Raw genomic sequence first — 18,308 nt, 5'->3', positions numbered from 1 at the left:
CCCGGCGCGGCGGCTCACACGCGGTGGCGGATCACCCGCCCGAGCGTGTGGTCATATACCCGCACGATCCAGCGGAACGGCGAGTAGATCAGCCGCAGTCGCACCACCGCGATGAACATCTCCAGACCCGTTTTGCCCACCCGCACGTGCGAACCGCCCACATCTCGCCAGACCGTCGGCACCTCCACGATGCGATGGCCGTGCCGCCGCAGCTGGAAGAGCAGGTCCACGTCGAAGGCCCATTGCGTGATGCCCAGATGCGGCAGCACGTCTTCGACCGCCCGCCGAGTGAGCACCTTCGCGCCGCACTGGGTGTCGGTGGTGTGCAGACCGAACAGCAGGCGAACCATTGCGTTGAACACCCGCGAGGCGAGCCGCCGCGTCCAGGGCTGGCGGAGGATGTCCGAACGTGGATCCCAGCGGTTCGCGATCACCGCGCCCGCGCCGTCAAAGTGGTGCAGCAGGTCTTCGAACGCCTCGGGGGGGGTCGCGCCGTCCGCGTCGACGAACCCGATGCGCTCGCCGCGCGCGGCGCGGAACCCCACCATCACCGCGCCGCCCTTCCCGATCGGCCGCGGCTCCTCGATCACACGCACCAGCGGCCACTGGGCCGCATAGCGGCGGGCGAGCTCCGCGGTGCGATCGGTGGAGCCATTCACCACAATGATGAACTCCACCGCATCACCGTAGCGGTCCCGAAAAAACGGCAGGTACGCATCCAGCATCCGGCCGAGACGCCGCTCCTCGTTGCGGGCGGGCACGACAATGGACAGCCGAACATCCATGTTCTGCACCGGCGCGTGCCGCCGCGGCGGCCGGCCGTTTGCACGCGCCGTGCGCCGCGTGGTATCGTGGCGCGCGTGCGGACTGTAGCGAACGCTCTGGCGCGCCGCAACGCGGTCGCCGCCATCCGGATGGAGAGCGATCCTTGTACCTGAAACGGCTGGAACTGGCGGGCTTCAAAAGCTTCGCCGATCGCACCACGCTGGAATTTGAGCCCGGCATCACCGCGATCGTCGGACCGAACGGCTGTGGCAAGAGCAACATTTCCGACGCGATCCGGTGGGTGCTCGGCGAACAGAGCGCAAAGGCGCTGCGTGGCGCCGGCATGACCGACTTCATCTTTGCCGGCACCGAGGCGCGCAAGCCGATGGGCATGGCGGAGGTGAGCCTGACGCTGTGCGGGTGCGAGCCGGTGCTCGGCACCGAGTACCACGAGGTGACGATCACGCGCCGCGTGTACCGCTCCGGCGAGGGCGAGTACCTGCTGAACCGCACGCCCTGCCGGCTGAAGGACATCCAGCGCCTCTTCATGGACACCGGCATCGGCACCAACTCCTACTCGCTGATGGAGCAGGGCCGCATTGACCTGATTCTCAGCTCTCGTCCCGAGGACCGTCGGGAGGTGTTCGAGGAAGCCAGCGGCATCAGCCGGTTCAAGGCCGACCGGCGCGATGCGCTGCGCAAGCTCGAACAGACAGAGATGAATCTGCAGCGGCTCGGCGACATCCTCCGCGAGGTGCGCAGCCGCATCATTTCGTTGCAGCGTCAGGCCGGAAAGGCCCGCCGCTATCAGGCGCTGCGGCAGGAGCTGCGCGCATGGGACCTCTTCCTGGCGCGACGCCGACTTGAGACGCTCGAGCGCGATCTGCGCGACGCCGAGACCCGCCGCGCCGCGCTGCTCGAGCGGCAGGGCGCGATCGCCGCCGCGCTCGCCGACGCGGAGCGACGGCTGGAGGAGGGTCGCGCGCGACTCGAGGAAACCGACCGCGCGATCGACGCGGCGCGCGAGCTGGCCGCGCAGGCGCGCGCGGAACGCCACCGCACCGCGGATGCGCTCGCGCACCACGAGCAGCGCTGCGATGAATACCGCCGGCTGATGGACACCCACCAGCGCGAGCTCGACGAGGCGCGTGCCCGTGCGGTCGAGCTCGCGAACGCGCGCGCGGAGGCCGCCGCCTCGCACGCGGAACTCGAGCGCCGTCGCGACGCCGCGGAACGTGACCTCGCCGAACGCACCGCCCGTCTGCGCGAGGCCGAGGCGCAGCTCGAGGCGAGCTCGCAGCAGCTCCACGCGCTGCGCGCGGAGCTGCTCGATCTCGACCACCGCCTCGCCCAGGCATCCAACCAGCTCGCCGACCTCGACGCGCGAGAAAAGGGTATCGCGCTGCGCCGTGAGCGGTTGCGCGTCGAACACGCGCAGCTGCGGCAGGCGCTCACTGCCGCGGAGCGCCTGCGCGCGGATTGGACCGCCCGCGCGGACGCGCAGCGCGCCGAGGTCCGCGCGGCGGAAGCGCGCTTCGCGCAGCTCGCCGAGCGCCGGCGCGAGCTGGAGGACCGCGCCACCGCGCTGCACCGCGAGACGGACGCCGCCCGTCTGCGCGCCGCGGAGCTCGCGGCGCGGCTCGATGTGCTTCGCCGCCAGCAGGCGCACCGCGAGACGTTCGCGGAGGGCGCCCGCGCGATCCTCGACGGCCAGATCCCCGTCGCCGCCGGCGAGTTGATTGGACCGCTCGCGCAGATGTTCGATGCGGCACCGGAGGACCGACTCGCGCTCGAGGCCGCGCTGCGCGCATGGGCGGACGCCGTGATTGTCCGCTCGCCGGCCGCCGCCAGGGAACTGCTGCGCGGGCTCGAGCAGCGGAGCGCGGCGAGCGCGCGCCTGGTCGCGCTGTTTTCCGATGAGGTGCCTGTGGCGCTGCCGACCCCGAGCGGGGGCGTGCCGCTCGCCGCCCGAGTCCGCTGCGCGGAGGAGGCGCGGGCGCTCGCGGAACGGTTGTTGCGCGGGGTGTATCTGGTGGACGAGTTTCCGGAGGCCGCGGAGCCGCCTCCCGGTGTGATGTGGGTGACCCGTGGCGGGCGGATCGCCGCCGGCCTGGGCCGATACGAGTGGATCGGAGAAGGCGCACCGTCGAACCCGATTGCGCTGCGGCGCCGCATCGAGGAGATCGAGCGCGATCACGCCGCGGCGGAGGCCGCCGCCCGAGGGCTGGCGGCGGAGATCGAATCGGTGCAGGGGGCGCTCCGGGCGCTGGAGGTCGAGACCGCGGAGGCACGGCGCCAGCTCGACGTCGCTCGTGTCGCGCTCGCAATGACGGAGGGGGAGGGTGCGATTCTCGCGCGTCAAGAGCAGGAGAGCCGCCGCCGCGCGGACACCGTCGCGATGGAGCTGGAGGCGGCCTCCGGCGAGGACGGCGTGGCTGCCGCGGAACGCGAGCGGCTGCTCCGAACGCTCGAGGAGCTTCGTGAACGCCAGACGGAGGTCCGCCGGCGCGTGGCCGAGCTGGGGGAGGACCTCCGGTCGATGGAGCAACGCCGCGCGGAGCTCTCCCGCGCGGAGACCGACGCGAGGATTGCGGCGGCGGACCGCCGGCGAGAATGCGAAGCCGCCGCACAGCGCCGTGAGGCGATCGAACTGCGCGCCAGCGAGATCGGCGCGCTGATCCGCCAGCGGACCGAGGATCTGCATCTCTATCGCCAGCGCCTTGAGGAGTCGGTTCGCGCGGCAGCGGCCGCGCGCGATGCGCTGAACCCGCTGGAGGCGGAAGAGGCCGTTCACCTCGCGCGCGCCAGCGAGCTGCGGGCCGAGCGCGACCGGGAAGCAGCCGCGCTGCAGACTCTCGAGCAGGAGCTTCGGCTGCGTCGCGACGACCTGGACGCGGTGCGTCGCGAGTGCTCCACAGCGGAGGTGCAGATCGCAGAGCTGCGTCTGCGCCGCCAGGCAGTGCTCGAACGCGCGACGGCCGATCACCATGCCACGCCGGAGGAGGTCGCGGCGGCGTCGGCGCCGGCCCCCGCCGACGGTGCGCCCTCGCCCGACGATCTGGACGCGATCGAGGCGCACGTCGCCGAGCTCCGCGCCCGGCTCGACTCGATGGGGCCGGTGAACCTCGTGGCGATCGAGGAGTGCGAGGAGCTCGAACGCCGCTATCAGTTCCAGTCGGCGCAGCAGGAGGACCTGGTGCGCTCGCGTCAACAGCTGATGGATTTGATTCGTCGCATCAATCAGACCTCCACCGAAATGTTTCGTGAAACGTTCGCGCGGGTGAACGAAAAATTCGATGAGATGTTCGCGCGGCTGTTTGGCGGCGGCACCGCAAAACTGGTGCTGGTGGACGAAACGGACGTGCTCGAGTCCGGCATCGAAATCATCGCGCGGCCGCCGGGCAAGAAGCATCAGTCCGTCTCGCTGCTTTCCGGTGGCGAGCGGGCGCTGACCGCGGTGGCGCTGCTCTTTGCGCTCTACGCGATCAAACCGAGCCCCTTCTGCGTGCTGGACGAGCTCGACGCGCCGCTCGACGAGTCCAACATCGGGCGGTTTCTCGCGATCGTGCGGGAGTTCACGCCGCAGTCGCAGTTCATTGTGATCACGCACAACCGGCAGACGATCGCCGCCGCGGATGTGCTCTACGGCATCACGATGCAGGAACGGGGCGTCTCGAAAGTGGTGTCGGTTAAGTTTCGGGACGGGGACCGTCCGCTGACGGACGCGGATTCCGTGACGCGGCCGGCGGCGACGCCCGCGTGAGCGGCGTCGCGATGCGCGCGATCCGCCGGCGCTGACCGCTCATGCGCGACCGCGAACGAATGCCGTGGGAGGGTCGCCGCTGCGGAGCGACGGTAGACGATGGCGCCACCACCTTTGTGCTCCGCTGTGCGCGCGCTCGGCGCGCCTGGCTCATGTTGTTCGACTCACCCGACGCGGCGGAGCCCGCCGGCGAGTTTGCGCTGTTGCCCACCACGCACCGGCAGGGCGACCTGTGGCAACTGCGCCTGCCCGGCGTCGGCCACGGGGCGCTGTATGCTTGGCGCATCGAGGCATCGGACTGGGACGCGCGCCGATGGGTGCTCGACCCGTGTGCTTCCGCGGTCGCGACCTCGCGGCGCTGGGGCGAGACACGTGGCCTCACGCCGGGCCACTGGCCCGAGCGAGGTGCCGCGTTCCCCAAGTGTGTGGTCGTGGACGACTCGCGCTACGACTGGCGCGGTGACCGCCCGCCCCGCACCCCGCTGACCGACACGATCATCTACGAGGTTCATCTTCGCTCCTTCACCGCTCATCCCTCTGCGGGCGTCGCTGCGCCGGGCACCTACGCCGCGTTCGCGGAACGCATCCCGTACCTCGCTCGTCTCGGCATCACCGCGGTGGAACTGCTTCCGCTGCACGAGTTCGACGAGATGGAGTTGTGGATCGAACACGGTCCGCGTCGCCACCTCCGCAACCTGTGGGGCTACAACCCGATTGCCTGGTTCGCACCGAACTCCCGCTATGCGGCCAACCCCCGACCGGCAGCGTCGGTCGACGAGTTCCGCGACCTGGTCCGCGCGCTCCACGCCGCCGGCCTCGAGGTGTGGCTCGACGTCGTCTTCAACCACACCGGCGAGGACGGCGCCGGTGGCCCGATGTATTCGTTCAAGGCGCTGGACCGCGAGCTCTATTACCTGCGCAAACCCGGTACCGAGGAGTTCGCCGACTTCACCGGTTGCGGAAACACCGTCAACGCGAACGAGCCGGTGGTCGCCGACATCATTGTGGATTGCCTCCGCCGCTGGGTGCGCGAGTTCCACGTGGACGGATTTCGCTTCGATCTGGCCGCCGCGCTGACGCGGGGCCCCGATGGCCGCCCACTGGACGCCCCGCCGCTGCTGGCTCGCATCGCCGCTGAGCCGGACCTCCGCGACGTGAAGCTCGTCGCGGAGCCGTGGGACGTCGGCGGGCTCTACCAAGTCGGCGCGTTTCCGGGTCGCGACTGGCTGGAGTGGAATGGTCGCTTCCGCGATGACGTCCGCCGTTTCTGGCGGGGTGATCGCGGTCTTCTGGGCGTGTTGGCGACCCGACTGGCCGGCAGCTCCGACCTCTACAGCGGCCGACCGCGCGGACCGCTGACGAGCGTGAACTACGTCACCTGCCACGACGGGTTCACGCTCGCCGACGTGGTGCGCTACGCCCGCCCCCATAACGAGGCGAACGCCGAGGGCGGACGTGACGGAGAGCCGCACAACCACTCCTTCAACTGCGGTGTGGAAGGGCCGAGCGACGATCCGCGAATCGAGTCGCTCCGAACCCGCCAGCAAAAGAATCTTCTCGCCTCGCTGTTGCTTGCGCAGGGCGTGCCGCTGCTGCTGGGCGGTGACGAGTTCGGGCGCACGCAGCGCGGCAACAACAACGCGTACGCGCAGGACAATGAGATCTCCTGGTTCGACTGGACGCTGGCCGAGCGCAACGCCGCATTTCTGCAGTGGGTCCGCGATCTGATCGCGCTGCGCCGACGCCACCGCAGCCTCCGGCGTTCGCGGTTTCTCACGGGAACGGGCACGGACGGCTCGCCGCCGGACGTGGAGTGGTTCGGGCCGGATGGTGGCGCGCCGGACTGGGCGAGAGGCATCGCGCTGATGTATCGCCTCAGTGGCGACCCGCGCTGCACGGGCGCGCCGACGCCCGAGCCGGATCTGCTCGTGCTGATCAACGGTGGCGGCCAGCCGGTCGAGTTCCGCCTTCCGCCCGGCGCGTGGCGGCCGGCCCTCTGGACGACGGAGGCCGAGCCCCCACGGGTGCTTTCGGCAGATGGCACGCAGCGGCTCCGGCTCGAGGGGCCGGCGCTCGCGGTGATGGAAGCCTCGTGATCGCGGATCGCGGGACGGCGGCCACTTGCTCCATGCTGTGGCGGACGAGCTCGCCGACGAGTCGCTCCGGGGGCCGCGGCGATCGTCGGCGGGATGGGGTGCCCGAACCTCGGAATGACAGGGAGCATGTGCGATGCGGCGGCAGACGTTGGAGTGGCCCGTCGGGGGCCGGGGCGCGCGCAGATGGAAGAGCTGGGGGGGCCGCTGGCTCGCGCTGGTCCTGATTCCGGCCGTGCTGCCGGCCGCCGCGCGCGCCGTCCCCGCCGTGCAGGTGAACCCCCCTGCGCTCGACTTCGGTCGCGTCCGCGCGCAGGACCCCGAGCTGGTCCGACGGCTGCGGATTCGCAACGCCGGCGATGAACCGCTCCGGATCGAGGGAATCGACTCCGGCTGTGGGTGTGCGGAGGTTCGAGTGGAGCATGACCTCGTTCCCGTGGGCGCGGCGACCGAGATGATCGTGCGGCTGAACCTGTTGGGGCGTCGTGGCAAGTTCTACCGGGAAGTTGTGCTGCGGACGAACGATCCCCGCAACCCCTCCGTGAAAATACCCATCGTCGCGGAGATCCTCTCCCCCTGGGCGCTAACGCCGACGGGCGTGATGTTCGGGGACCTCTCGCCGGATCGCTCGGCCACACAGTCGTTGCGCCTTTCGTTTGATCCGCCTACCGGACGACTGATCTCCGCCGAGGTGAGCGCGCAGTGGCTGCGGGCGGCGGTACGGCCGGAGGGCCCCGGCGTGTGGCAGATCGAGGTCGCCGCCGTTCCGCCGTATCCCTCCGCCGGTTGGCTGACGGAGCGGCTGATCCTCAGCACCGACCGGCCGGACATCGGCCAGATCGTGGTTGGCTGCAGCGTGGTGGTTCGCCAGCCGCTGATGCTGCTGCCAACCGAGCTGCGCGTGGAGGCCGGCTCGCGAGGAAGTCAGTTCGTTCTTCTGTCGGGCGGTGGCGCGGCGGCGCTGGAGGTCGAGCGGGTCCAGCTCGCCGGCCGTCCGCTTCGATGGCAGGCGCGCCGGCTGGCCGACGGCGCGATTCAGCTGCGGCTGGACGATCTGCCCAGCACGCCCGAGTGGGATGGCCACGACGTTGAAATCCACACGCGGCCGCCCGCCGATGGGCCGCTGAAGCTCAAGTTGCGCGTCATCTCAGACCGCTGAGGCGAAAGAAAGATTGGTGAGCGGCGACGGGCGGGACAGAGAAGGTGGCGGCAAACGCCTGCTGAGGGGAATGGCGCACAGCCCAAGCTTTGGAGGCCCCTAGACCAGATGTTTGCAAGGCTTGGAAGACAGGAACGCGCCGGATTTCCCTGGCGATGGCGTTGGGAAGATCGGGGGCGACACCGGCCGGTACGCAACGGACGCCGTACGGACAGAAAGGGGTGCTAAAGGGACAGTGAAAGGGCCGCGCGCGACGCCACCGGCGCGAGCCGCCCCTCCTCGTAGCCGCGGCAGAAGTGTGGCTTTGGCCGCCCGTGGTCTTTCCATAACCGTCTGCCGGAGAAGTTGAACGGTTCGAGGTGTGGCGGAGGCCCACTCGGCCACGGGCGGTCGCAACGAGAAGCCTGCAGGCGTTCTAGATTCCGGAAGCGTGCGATGGCGCCTCCACCACACGCACGACGCCTCCCGCGCGATCGTCCAACCGGTGACGCCAACCCTTTGGCAACACCAGCCGTTCGATCCGCACACCCTCCCCCGCGCGGTGCCATCGCAGCTCAATCGGCCCGTCCGGCGTTGGCATTGTCCCTTCGCACCACTCCAGCGGCACGTCGGGTATCCGGAGGATCACTTCACGGTGCGTGTGGCTCACGTTCCAAAGACCGAGCACGTCGCGGTACAGCAGCCGCACCCCCCCATGCGAGGCGAACCCGTGGTTGCAGCTGGCCTGCGGGCCGTCGAATTCCCACAGCGTACCGGTCAGCTCTGCCATGCGGCGGTGATACGGCACGGCCTCTTCGAACAGGCGGCGAGTCAGGCCTTCGCGGGACAGCAGCTCGAATCTCATCACGTTCCCGATGAGCTGGTTTGACGGGTGAATTTCGGGCCACCGCCCTGTTCCCTTACGCTGCGGGCCAAAGTCGCGGACAAGACGGTCCCACAATTGCGGGTGCGTCGCCGGCGTCGCCACTCGGAAGTAGAACGCATAATACTGACAGGTTTCCGTCCGGTTCCGTGTGACCTCGAGCGTACCGTCGGGCCGGCGAACCGCGTTGTCCACAAAAAATTCTCCGTCCCACGACTGGCGCCGAATCGCCTCCCGCACGCCCGCGGCCTCACGGGCGAGCTGCGGCTGCCCGTAGAGCTCGGCGATCGCGTCGAGCATCTCCGCATAGAGCATGTTGGAGGGGTAGTTCACGTCCTGCACGAACTTGTTCGCCATCGACCACTCCACAAACACCCAGCTGGGCAGCTTTTCGAGCAGGCCGTCGGCATTGCGCAGTCGCTGAAAGTACTCCACCAGCCGCAGCACGCGTGGCCGCAATCGCTCGACCAGCTCACGATCTCCGGTGCGTTGAAGATATTCGCGAAGCTGCAGCACGAACCACATCGCCCAGTTGGGTATGAACTCTCCGTTGTAGTGGTCGGAGGGATAGCACATCGGCAGCATGCCCTCCGGCAGGCGCGGGAAGGCGTCCGGCAGCGCGAAATTTTCGAGAAACGCCCGTTCGATTCGCGCGTTCCCCTGCAGGTCCATCGCAGTGCGTGCGGTGAAAAAGCTATCGCACAGCCAGCCCGCCCGCTCACGAGAGGGACAGTCCATGAAAATGTCCACGGCGTTCTGGCGAAACGTCTGACGGCCCGCTTCGAACACCTGCTCGACCGCCGGATCGGAAGCGCGAACGCGCGCCAGTTCGGTGCCGGAGGTAGCGAACTCGCGCAGCCACGCGTCCAGCAGCTCCACTTCTGCGCCCTCGAGGGCTGCCAGCTGCAACGCGCGCAGCGTGTAGGGCTCGATCGTCTCGAAGGTGTATTCGCCCGGTTCCAGCCGCAGGTCCACCAGACTTGCGCAGGACAGTCGCCGCCAGTTCACCGGTCCGCGTTCCGGGAGTAGCTCATCAAACGAGAGCATCACCCGGGAGGACGCTTGGCATCGCAGGCGCACGCCGATGAACCCGGTGAGGTTTGTGCGAAAGTCGAGCACCCGGTACTCCATTGCGGAAAGCCGCGCCGATCCAGCAGCATGGGTCACCGTGGTCGAGCCGCCGTCCGCGTAGTGCTGGTATTCAACTGGCGGGCACGTCTCGAGCTCAGGTTCTGCAAACCCCTTGAAGTTCGGGCCAATGATGGTGAGCGAGCGATCCTTCCAGGGCCGGGAGACCGGTCGCCGCACAAGTGTACCGGCGATGACGATCGGGGCGGGGCGCACGACGCCGCACTCCGGCAGTGGCACCCCGCGTGGCAGAGAACGTCCGCCCGGCTGGCGCGCGAGGGGTGCGGGCGACCATGGCGCCGCGGGGTCCCTTCGCCACAGGTCCCACCCCGGCGTCAACCGCCAGACCTCCATGAACCCGCGCTGATAGCTGTACCGCGGCACCCGTTGCAGGCGCGCGTCGAGACGCATTGCGGTGAACGTTCTCGTTGCATCCTCTGCGCCCGTCGCCGCCAGCACGCGGTCGCCAGCGACGATTTCCGCCTGCAAAAACGACGGCTGGTCGAGGTAGGCAAAACTGTTGATGTTGTAGCCGGCCACCTCGATCGCGACGACGTTGGTGCCGGGCCGCAGGCAGGCATCGAGCGGCCATTCGTCCACGCGGAACCAGCCGTGGCCGGCGCGGGCGGGGCCGTGGCCGACGAACTCCCCGTTCACGGTCACCCGGTAGAAGGTGGAACCCGTGGCGCGCAACGTCGCGCCGTCCGCCGAAGGCGAAACGATCACCGCGCGGAAGCCGGCCAGCACGTTCATCTCTCGCTCGGTGCCGGCCAGCCAGACCGGCTCGGCCTGCCGGAACTCTGCGGGCCGTGCGGCCATGGCTGTGCGCAACCCGCCAAACACCAGCGCCACGATCCATCCGTTGCGATGCTTCATCGCTGCCATGCCTCCCCCAGCGTCTGTTGCGGTCTGCGGCACCGTCGCCACAGCGGCCGAGCATTCGGATGATAGGACGGTTTCTTCGGAGGACAAGAACCGTGGCCATGTCGGACGGCCGCCATGGGCGCCTGTGGTGCGGCGGTTTGCGCGGCGCCCGACGATCCTGGAGAGTGGAACGCACCGGAGTCCGTCCCCCCGGCCGAACTTCGCGGTGCCGTTGGCGGACAAGGGATGGCGGAACCGATGAAACGTCTCCTGCTTGTGCTGTTTGCGGCGGTCAGCGTGATGGTGCTGCTGGCGCTGGGGGCGTCTGCGGGCGGGTGGATGGACGGGGCGCGGGTTCGCACTGCGATTGAGGCAATTCGCAATTCGTCCGGAGGCCGCCTCGCAGCGGCGCTCGCGATCGCCGGGTTGCTCGCGGCGGATCTAGTGCTGCCCACGCCATCCAGTGTGCTGATGACGCTGGCCGGCGCGCTGCTGGGTCCGTTGCTCGGCGCGACAGTTTCGTTTGCCGGTGCCATGGCAGCTGCCATCGTCGGTTACACCGCATGCCGTCGTTTCGGCCGCGCCTGGTTCCGGCGCACCGCGGGAGCGGACGCAGAGTTCGCCGAGCGGGTGGTGAACGAGTACGGTGCGTGGGCGATCGTGCTCAGCCGCAGCGTGCCGATGCTCACAGAGCTGATCAGCTGCGCCGCGGGCCTGGCCGGCATGCCACCGGGCCGTTTCATCCGGCTGTCCACCGCCGGGACGCTTCCCCTGTGTCTGGTTTACGGCTGGGCGGGGGCGCAGAGCGCCGAACCGCTCGGCCTGCGTTGGGCGGTGCTGCTGGCGTTGGTGCTGCCCGCCGCCGGACTCGCGGTGCTGCGAATTGCGAGGCGCACATCGCATCGTGGAGCAGCGTGAAGGCGGTTGTGCGGTGTCAGCGACGGGACAAAGAGCCTTTTCTCAGCGGGGTCGGCAGGGGTAGACTGAAGCCTCCTTTGAGTTTGGCGGGCAGCAGCCGTCCGCACGACCGTGGGGAGTGGAGCATGCGCAGCGATACGATCAAGCAGGGGGCTGAGCGCGCACCGCACCGCAGCTTGCTGCGGGCGACCGGCCTCGATGACGAGGCGATCCGGCGGCCGTTCATCGCGGTGTGCAATGCGTACACAGACGTGATTCCGGGCCACGTGCACCTGAACAAGGTCGGCCAGCTGATCAAGCGCGCCATTGAACGTGCGGGCGGCACGCCGTTTGAGTTCAACACCATCGGCATCTGTGACGGTCTGGCGATGGGCCATGGCGGCATGAAGTACTCGCTACCCAGCCGGGAGCTCATCGCCGACAGTGTTGAGACGATGGTGGCCGCGCATTGTTTTGACGCGATGGTCTGCGTTCCCAACTGCGACAAGATCATCCCCGGCATGATCATGGGCGCGCTGCGGGCGAACATCCCAACCGTCTTCGTCAGTGGTGGACCGATGGCGGCGGGGCGAATGCCGGACGGGCGCATCACCGACCTGATCGGCGTGTTTGAGGGTGTTGGAGCGCTCGCGGCAGGTCGGATCACCGAGGAGGAGCTGCGCCAGTTGGAGTGTTCCGCATGCCCGGGCCCCGGCTCCTGTTCAGGGATGTTCACCGCGAACTCGATGAACTGCCTGTTGGAAGCGATCGGGCTGGCGCTGCCGGGCAACGGGACGGTGCTGGCGACCGATCCGGCGCGGCGACGGCTGTGGCGGGCGGCGGGCCGGCTCGCTGTGCGGCTGGCGCTGAACGGCGGGCCGCGGCCGCGCGACATCGTCACGCGCGACGCGATTGACAACGCGTTTGTGCTCGACATGGCGATGGGCGGCAGCACCAACACCGTGCTGCATACGCTGGCGATCGCGCACGAGGCGGGCGTCAGCTATGACCTCGACCGCATCAACGAGCTTTCGAAACGTACGCCCAACATCTGCAAGGTCTCTCCCTCCTCCACCTATCACATCGAGGATGTGGACCGCGCCGGCGGCGTGTCGGCGATCCTGCGGGAAGTCGCCCGAATCGAAGGTCTGCTTCATCTGGAGGCGAGGACCGTCACTGGTCGAACGCTGGGGCGGACCATCGCCGCAGCCGTGATCCGCGATCCCGAGGTGATCCGGCCGCTGGAGCGCGCTTACAGTCGCGAAGGCGGGCTGTTCATTCTGCGGGGGAATCTTGCGCCGGACGGTGCGGTGGTGAAAACCGCCGGCGTGGATCCGCGGGTGCTGGTCCACTGTGGACCGGCGGTGATCTTCGACTCCCAGGAGGCCGCCTGCGAGGGCATCCTCCGCGGGCGCGTGAAGCCGGGCGATGTGGTGGTCATCCGCTATGAGGGGCCGAAGGGTGGACCCGGTATGCAGGAAATGCTCGCCCCCACCAGCTACCTGATGGGGCGTGGCCTGGGCGATAAGGTCGCGCTGATCACCGATGGACGATTCAGCGGAGGCACCCGCGGCGCGTGCGTCGGCCACGTGTCGCCGGAGGCGGCGGAGGGCGGGCCGATCGCGCTGCTGCGCGACGGTGACCTGATCGAGCTGGACATCCCCGCGCGGCGGCTTTCTGTGAGGATTTCGGACTCAGAGCTGGCCGCGCGTCGTCGCGAGTGGTCGCCGCCTCCGCCCCGGTTCACCACTGGCTGGCTGGCGCGCTACGCCGCGCATGCGACGAACGCCAGCCGCGGCGCGATCCTCGAGTAGTCCCCGGCGCGGCTGCATCACTGTGGCCGCCCCGCGACTCATCTGCCGGCGGGCGCTAACGGGGCGGCTACGGCCGGCGCTGCGGCGCTCGCCTCCGTCTCCAGCAACCGCTGGATCAGCTCCGCGTCGGAGAATGCGACGCTCTCGCGCGATCCGTCCCCAAATCGCACCACGACCCATCCCCGATCCGGCAGCACGTAGAGACGCTGTTTGCCGAGTCCTGCCGCCATCCAGATGGAGACCGGCCGGCCGGCGTTGTCGGTCACTGGCCGGGCAACCGCGAGGTCCAGCATCCGTCGGCGCACGGTACGGAGGCCGGTATCCGCAGCGGCGTCCGGCCCCTCACCGCCCGGAAGCCACCACGTCAGCCCGTAATGGGGATTCGCCGGGCTCGGCTGGAAACATTCCGCCAGCAGTTCCGGCCGCAGCCATGGTTCCAGCGAACCATCGGGCCGGCGGAGTGCGCCGCGGTCCGCGACGAACTGGCCGAACCTTGCCCACTCGCGCGCGGTCAACATCATGCCGCCGGCCAGATTGGGATTGCCCGCCCGATCGCGGGCGATCCGTGCGTTCGGGATTCCAAGGGGCTCCAACAGACGGCGGTGAAGGTACTGCAGCACATTCCGCTCCGGCCGGTCCGACGCCTGCAGCCGGCGTTGCAACAGGAGTACGAACACGTGGAAGTGACTCGGCCCGTACTCGAACGCCGTCCCCGGCTCATGCGCCAACGGGAGGTTCAGCGCGGCGATGCCCACGTTTTCGGGCTCGACGGCGCCGTTCAGACCCAGACGCGCCACACGATTGCTGGCCGCCCAGCCGAACAGTCGCGAACCGCTCCGGGGGCCGCTGAGCTCGCGATCACCGGCCGGCAGGCCGGAGCAGAGCTGCAACAGCTGGCGGATCGTAATCTTCGACTTTCGCGCATCGTCTCGCCACTCGGGGAGCACCGTGGCCGCCGGCTCGTCCAGCTTCAACAGCCCGTCCTGAACAGCGAGCATCGCCAGCACGCCGGCGAACGACTTGGTGCCCGACGCGAGAGGGTGGGGAAGTTCCGCATTCCAGCCACCGTCGTAGCGCTCGTAGAGTATGCGGCCCTCCACCTGGACGAGAAACGCGCGTCCTCCGTGCTTCGCGGAGTACTCTGCAGCACGAGCCATCGCGTTAGAGGCCGGCAGCAGCGGGGGACTCCCAGGGTGGTTCGGCGCACTCGCGGCTCGAAGAGCGACCATCAGCGCCAACCCGGTTTTGCGCCACGCGGGCGGATTCATAGCCGCCATCTCCTGCTCGTGGGGTCCCATCAGAAAAAGACGGCCACACCTCAGCGGTTATTGCGACCGACGCCGAGCCCGAGGTCCAGCATCGTTCGGCGGGGAGGATGGCTGCGCGCGCCCGCGAGGGATCGGTCTCCGCTGGCCGGGCGGGTGGGCAGGAGGAACGGGCGTTGGGTGCGGTCCGGCCGCGGCACACACCGCAGGCGGGGCGCTGCTGTGCCGGAGCGCAGGTAGTGTGGTTGGGCGCTGGAACGGATGGCGCTGGCCGAAACAGCCGGCACCAGTTCATGTTGTCGGGGAGGCCCCGTGCCTCCTACACTCGCCAGCGCATGAACTGGAAGAACCTCGCGCGGGCAGTTCACGCATGCTTGCCGGAGGGGCCGTTCCGCGCGCGGCTATCGGCGCTAGCGTACCGGTGGATGTACCGCAGCCGACTTGTGGACTGCCGCTGGATCGACGGTCGTTTTGTGGTTCGCACGCGCGACGGAATCGAGGTCCACAGCGTGCGCGAGTTTGATCCCGCTCCGCTGGTGAACGATTTCGAACGGGAGGATGTGCCGCCCGGCGCGGTCGCGCTCGATGTGGGCGCGAACATCGGCGCGGTCGCCTGTTGGCTGGCCCGGCGCGTCGGCAGCGCCGGCCAGGTGGTGGTGTTTGAACCTGACGACACGAACCTCGCGGTGCTGCGCCGGAACGTTGAGCTGAATGCGGTCGAGAACGTGGTGGTGGTGCCGCGGGGCGCATGGGACCGGGAGGGTGAACTCGAGTTTCTCGCTGGCGGTGGGTACACGTCCTCCTTCTGCCGCACCAACTATGTGGCGAGGCGGCCGGACCACTATCGGCGCGTCCGGGTGGCAGTGACGACGATTGATGCGGAAGTTCGGCGGCTGGGGCTGCAGCGAGTGGATTTGATCAAGATGGACATCGAGGGCGGCGAGGGACCCGCGCTGCGGGGAGCAAGGGCAACGCTCGAGCGGTTCCGTCCGATGGTGATCGTCGAGTCGCACGTGGTGGACGGCCGGTCGACGTTGCCGGAGATCCGCGAGGCGCTCGCAGCGGCCGGTTATGCGGAGCTGGAGGTTCGGCCGGATCCCGAAACCTCCGTGGTGATCGCGCGAGGCGGGCGCGAGGCGGGCGGCGGATGACGGAGGTGCGGTGCCACCGCCGGGTCGTGCGGGTGGCGTTTCGGTGGCCCGAGCCCCCTCTGCGGGTGGTGCTGGTGCACCCGGAGATTCCGCCGAACACCGGTGCGATTGCGCGGCTGTGTGCCGCGACCGGCACGCCGTTGCATCTGGTCGAACCACTCGGGTTTCGGCTCACCGACCGCGCTCTGCGGCGCGCCGGCCTCGACTACTGGGACGCGGTGGAGTTGTACCGGCACCGCACGGCCGACGAGTGGCTGGCGGCGGCGCCGGCGCGGTTCCATCTGTTTAGCACCGCGGGCGCGCGTTCGTATTTCGAGGCGGAGTTTCTCCCGGGCGACGCGCTCGTGTTTGGCAGCGAGTCGGTCGGGCTGCCGGAGGAGTGGCTTCAGCGATGGCCCGACCGGGTGCTGGCAATTCCGCTGCGGCCGGATCGCGTTCGTTCGCTGAACTTGGCCACCGCGGTCGCGGCGGCACTCTACGAGGCGCTGCGTCAGTGTGCAGCGCGGTGAGCCAGGGAGCTCCGCCCCCGAGCCGCTGCCGTTGCGCGGCCGGGCACGCCGGCCTATGCTGTGGGCCATTCCATGAACACCTCGTCACCGACGCATTTCATTCGCGAGATCATCGCGGCCGACGTCGCCGCGGGCCGGTATGGCGGGCGGGTCGTGACGCGGTTTCCGCCAGAACCGAACGGCTACCTGCACATCGGCCATGCGAAGGCGATCTGTCTGGATTTCGGTATGGCCCGCGAGTTCGGCGGGCGATGCCATCTGCGGATGGACGACACCAACCCCACGAAGGAGTCGATGGAGTACGTCGAGGCGATTCAGCGCGACATTCGATGGCTCGGCTTCGACTGGGGCGAGCACTTCTACTACGCGGCCGACTATTTCGACCGGATGTACGAATGCGCGGTGCGTCTGATTCGGATGGGCAAAGCGTACGTGTGCGCGCTCTCGCAGGAGGAGTGGAAAGAGTACCGTGGCGTGCCGACCGCACCCGGTCGGGAAAGCCCCTACCGAAATCGTCCGATTGAGGAGAGCCTCGACCTGTTCGAGCGGATGCGCGCCGGCGAGTTTCCGGACGGCTCGCTCTGCCTGCGCGCGAAAATTGACATGGCTTCGCCGAACCTGCACATGCGCGACCCGGTGCTGTACCGCATTCTGCGGGTTCCGCACTACCGCACTGGCGACCGCTGGGTGATTTATCCCACCTATGATTTTGCGCATCCGCTCGAGGACGCGTTCGAGGGGGTCACGCACTCGTTGTGCACGCTCGAGTTCGAGGTGCACCGGCCGCTGTACGACTGGGTGGTGCAGACCCTCGGTTTCGACCCGCCGCCGAGGCAGTACGAGTTCGCGCGTCTGAACCTTTCGCACACGGTGATGAGCAAGCGCAAGCTGCTGGAGCTGGTCCGTGACGGTCTGGTCTCGGGCTGGGACGATCCCCGTATGCCGACGCTGTGCGGGATGCGGCGCCGCGGTTATCCGCCGGAGGCGATTCGCAATTTTTGCGATCTCATCGGCATCACCAAGTATGAAAGCCTCACCGACATCGCGCTGCTGGAGCACTGCGTGCGGGAGGTGCTGAACCGCACCGCGGTGCGCCGAATGGCGGTGCTGAATCCGCTGAAACTGGTGCTCGAAAACATCCCGGCTGGCGAACATCACCTGGCGAGAGCGCCGAACAATCCCGAGCAGCCGGCGACGGGAGAGCGCGAGATCCGTTTCGGGCGGGAACTCTGGATCGAACGCGATGACTTTCATGAGACGCCGCCGAGCGATTTTTTCCGACTCGCACCGGGCCGCGCCGTCCGGCTGCGCGGTGCGGGCTATGTGACCTGCACGGGCGTGGAGCGCGATGCGGAGGGTTGCGTGGTTGCGCTGCGCGGACGGTGGGCGCCAATGAGCGAGCGAATGAAGGTGAAGAGCACCATCCATTGGGTCTCCGCCGAGGATGCCGTACCGATCGAGGTCCGGCTGTACGGGCGCCTGTTCCGCATTGCGGACTTGAGCACCATTCCGGAGGACGAGGATTTCCGCGCATATCTCAATCCGGACTCGTTGCGGGTGGTTCAGGGCGTGGCGGAACCCGCTGTGCGCGATGCCCGGCCGGGTGACACGCTGCAGTTTGAGCGCATCGGGTACTTCTGCGCGGACGAACGCGACTTTCGACCCGAGGCGCCGGTGTTCAACCAAACGGTGACGCTGAAAGATTCACCCGTCGCAGCAACTGCGGGCTGAGGGGCCTGCTCGCGGCCGCTTCGCGCACGCTAAAAGGCCAGCGGTCGCCCCGCAGTGTTGGCCCCCGCGGCTGTGGTGGGCCGCCGTGGAAGGCACGCGGGAGTTCTCTTCTCCCTCATCCCATGAGTCGTTGGGTCCCCGCGGAGCCCACGCCGGTACGCTCGTCAACGAGCAACCCGGGGGAGTACTTTGCGCGGCGGGCAAGATGGGCCACATTTTGTCGCCGCCGCTACGACCCCACCAAGCGTATTGCACGGACTGTAGGCGCCGGCATCACCAGGCCAGGCCGGCGTGGATTGGGGGCGTC

11 protein-coding genes are annotated in these 18,308 nt (G+C 68.7%); 8 read left to right on the top strand and 3 right to left on the bottom strand.

Annotated features, from left to right (window positions below; genetic code table 11):
* Nucleotides 1–14 precede the first annotated feature (14 nt).
* A complete protein-coding gene (locus N2652_12070; GenBank protein ID MCX7819922.1) occupies nucleotides 15–785 on the bottom strand; it encodes a glycosyltransferase family 2 protein in 771 nt (256 codons plus the stop codon).
* A gap of 143 nt (nucleotides 786–928) precedes the next feature.
* Between N2652_12070 and smc the strand changes: the two genes are divergently transcribed.
* The 3 genes from smc (at nucleotide 929) to N2652_12055 (ending at nucleotide 7,780) form a co-directional block, all read left to right on the top strand.
* Nucleotides 929–4,528, top strand: coding sequence for a chromosome segregation protein SMC (gene smc, locus N2652_12065; protein MCX7819921.1), 3,600 nt, complete (start codon nucleotides 929–931; stop codon nucleotides 4,526–4,528).
* 41 nt (nucleotides 4,529–4,569) lie between these two features.
* Nucleotides 4,570–6,624, top strand: coding sequence for a glycogen debranching protein GlgX (glgX, locus tag N2652_12060; GenBank protein ID MCX7819920.1), 2,055 nt, complete (start codon nucleotides 4,570–4,572; stop codon nucleotides 6,622–6,624).
* Between the two features lie 133 nt (nucleotides 6,625–6,757).
* A complete protein-coding gene (locus tag N2652_12055) occupies nucleotides 6,758–7,780 on the top strand; it encodes a DUF1573 domain-containing protein (protein MCX7819919.1) in 1,023 nt (340 codons plus the stop codon).
* 415 nt (nucleotides 7,781–8,195) lie between these two features.
* Here the strand turns inward: N2652_12055 and N2652_12050 are convergent, their stop codons facing one another.
* Complete coding sequence (locus tag N2652_12050) at nucleotides 8,196–10,646, bottom strand: hypothetical protein (GenBank protein ID MCX7819918.1); 2,451 nt, start codon at nucleotides 10,644–10,646, stop codon at nucleotides 8,196–8,198.
* A 246-nt stretch (nucleotides 10,647–10,892) separates the two neighbouring features.
* On the opposite strand from N2652_12050, the gene N2652_12045 reads away from it, so the two are divergent.
* Complete coding sequence (locus tag N2652_12045; protein ID MCX7819917.1) at nucleotides 10,893–11,552, top strand: VTT domain-containing protein; 660 nt, start codon at nucleotides 10,893–10,895, stop codon at nucleotides 11,550–11,552.
* 125 nt (nucleotides 11,553–11,677) lie between these two features.
* The gene (ilvD, locus tag N2652_12040; GenBank protein MCX7819916.1) at nucleotides 11,678–13,345 is read left to right on the top strand and encodes a dihydroxy-acid dehydratase; all 1,668 of its coding nucleotides are present in this window, start codon (nucleotides 11,678–11,680) and stop codon (nucleotides 13,343–13,345) included.
* A 38-nt stretch (nucleotides 13,346–13,383) separates the two neighbouring features.
* On the opposite strand, the gene N2652_12035 is transcribed toward ilvD, so the two are convergent.
* Nucleotides 13,384–14,613, bottom strand: coding sequence for a beta-lactamase family protein (locus N2652_12035; GenBank protein ID MCX7819915.1), 1,230 nt, complete (start codon nucleotides 14,611–14,613; stop codon nucleotides 13,384–13,386).
* 332 nt (nucleotides 14,614–14,945) lie between these two features.
* Between N2652_12035 and N2652_12030 the strand changes: the two genes are divergently transcribed.
* From N2652_12030 to N2652_12020, 3 genes are all read left to right on the top strand, one after another.
* Nucleotides 14,946–15,761: an FkbM family methyltransferase gene (locus N2652_12030; GenBank protein ID MCX7819914.1), complete on the top strand. Its 816-nt coding sequence runs from the start codon at nucleotides 14,946–14,948 to the stop codon at nucleotides 15,759–15,761.
* Nucleotides 15,758–16,270 carry a tRNA (cytidine(34)-2'-O)-methyltransferase gene (locus N2652_12025; GenBank protein ID MCX7819913.1) on the top strand — a complete coding sequence of 171 codons (513 nt, stop codon included), beginning with the start codon at nucleotides 15,758–15,760 and terminating at the stop codon, nucleotides 16,268–16,270. The genes N2652_12030 and N2652_12025 overlap by 4 nt, the downstream gene beginning before the upstream one ends.
* 72 nt (nucleotides 16,271–16,342) lie before the next feature.
* Nucleotides 16,343–18,001, top strand: a complete 1,659-nt coding sequence (locus N2652_12020) for a glutamine--tRNA ligase/YqeY domain fusion protein (GenBank protein ID MCX7819912.1) — start codon at nucleotides 16,343–16,345, stop codon at nucleotides 17,999–18,001.
* Nucleotides 18,002–18,308 lie beyond the last annotated feature (307 nt).

This window comes from Kiritimatiellia bacterium, assembly GCA_026417735.1.
In the GTDB taxonomy this organism is placed as follows: domain Bacteria; phylum Verrucomicrobiota; class Kiritimatiellia; order PWTM01; family PWTM01; genus CAACVY01.
This window is presented reverse-complemented; position numbering and strand designations above follow the sequence as displayed.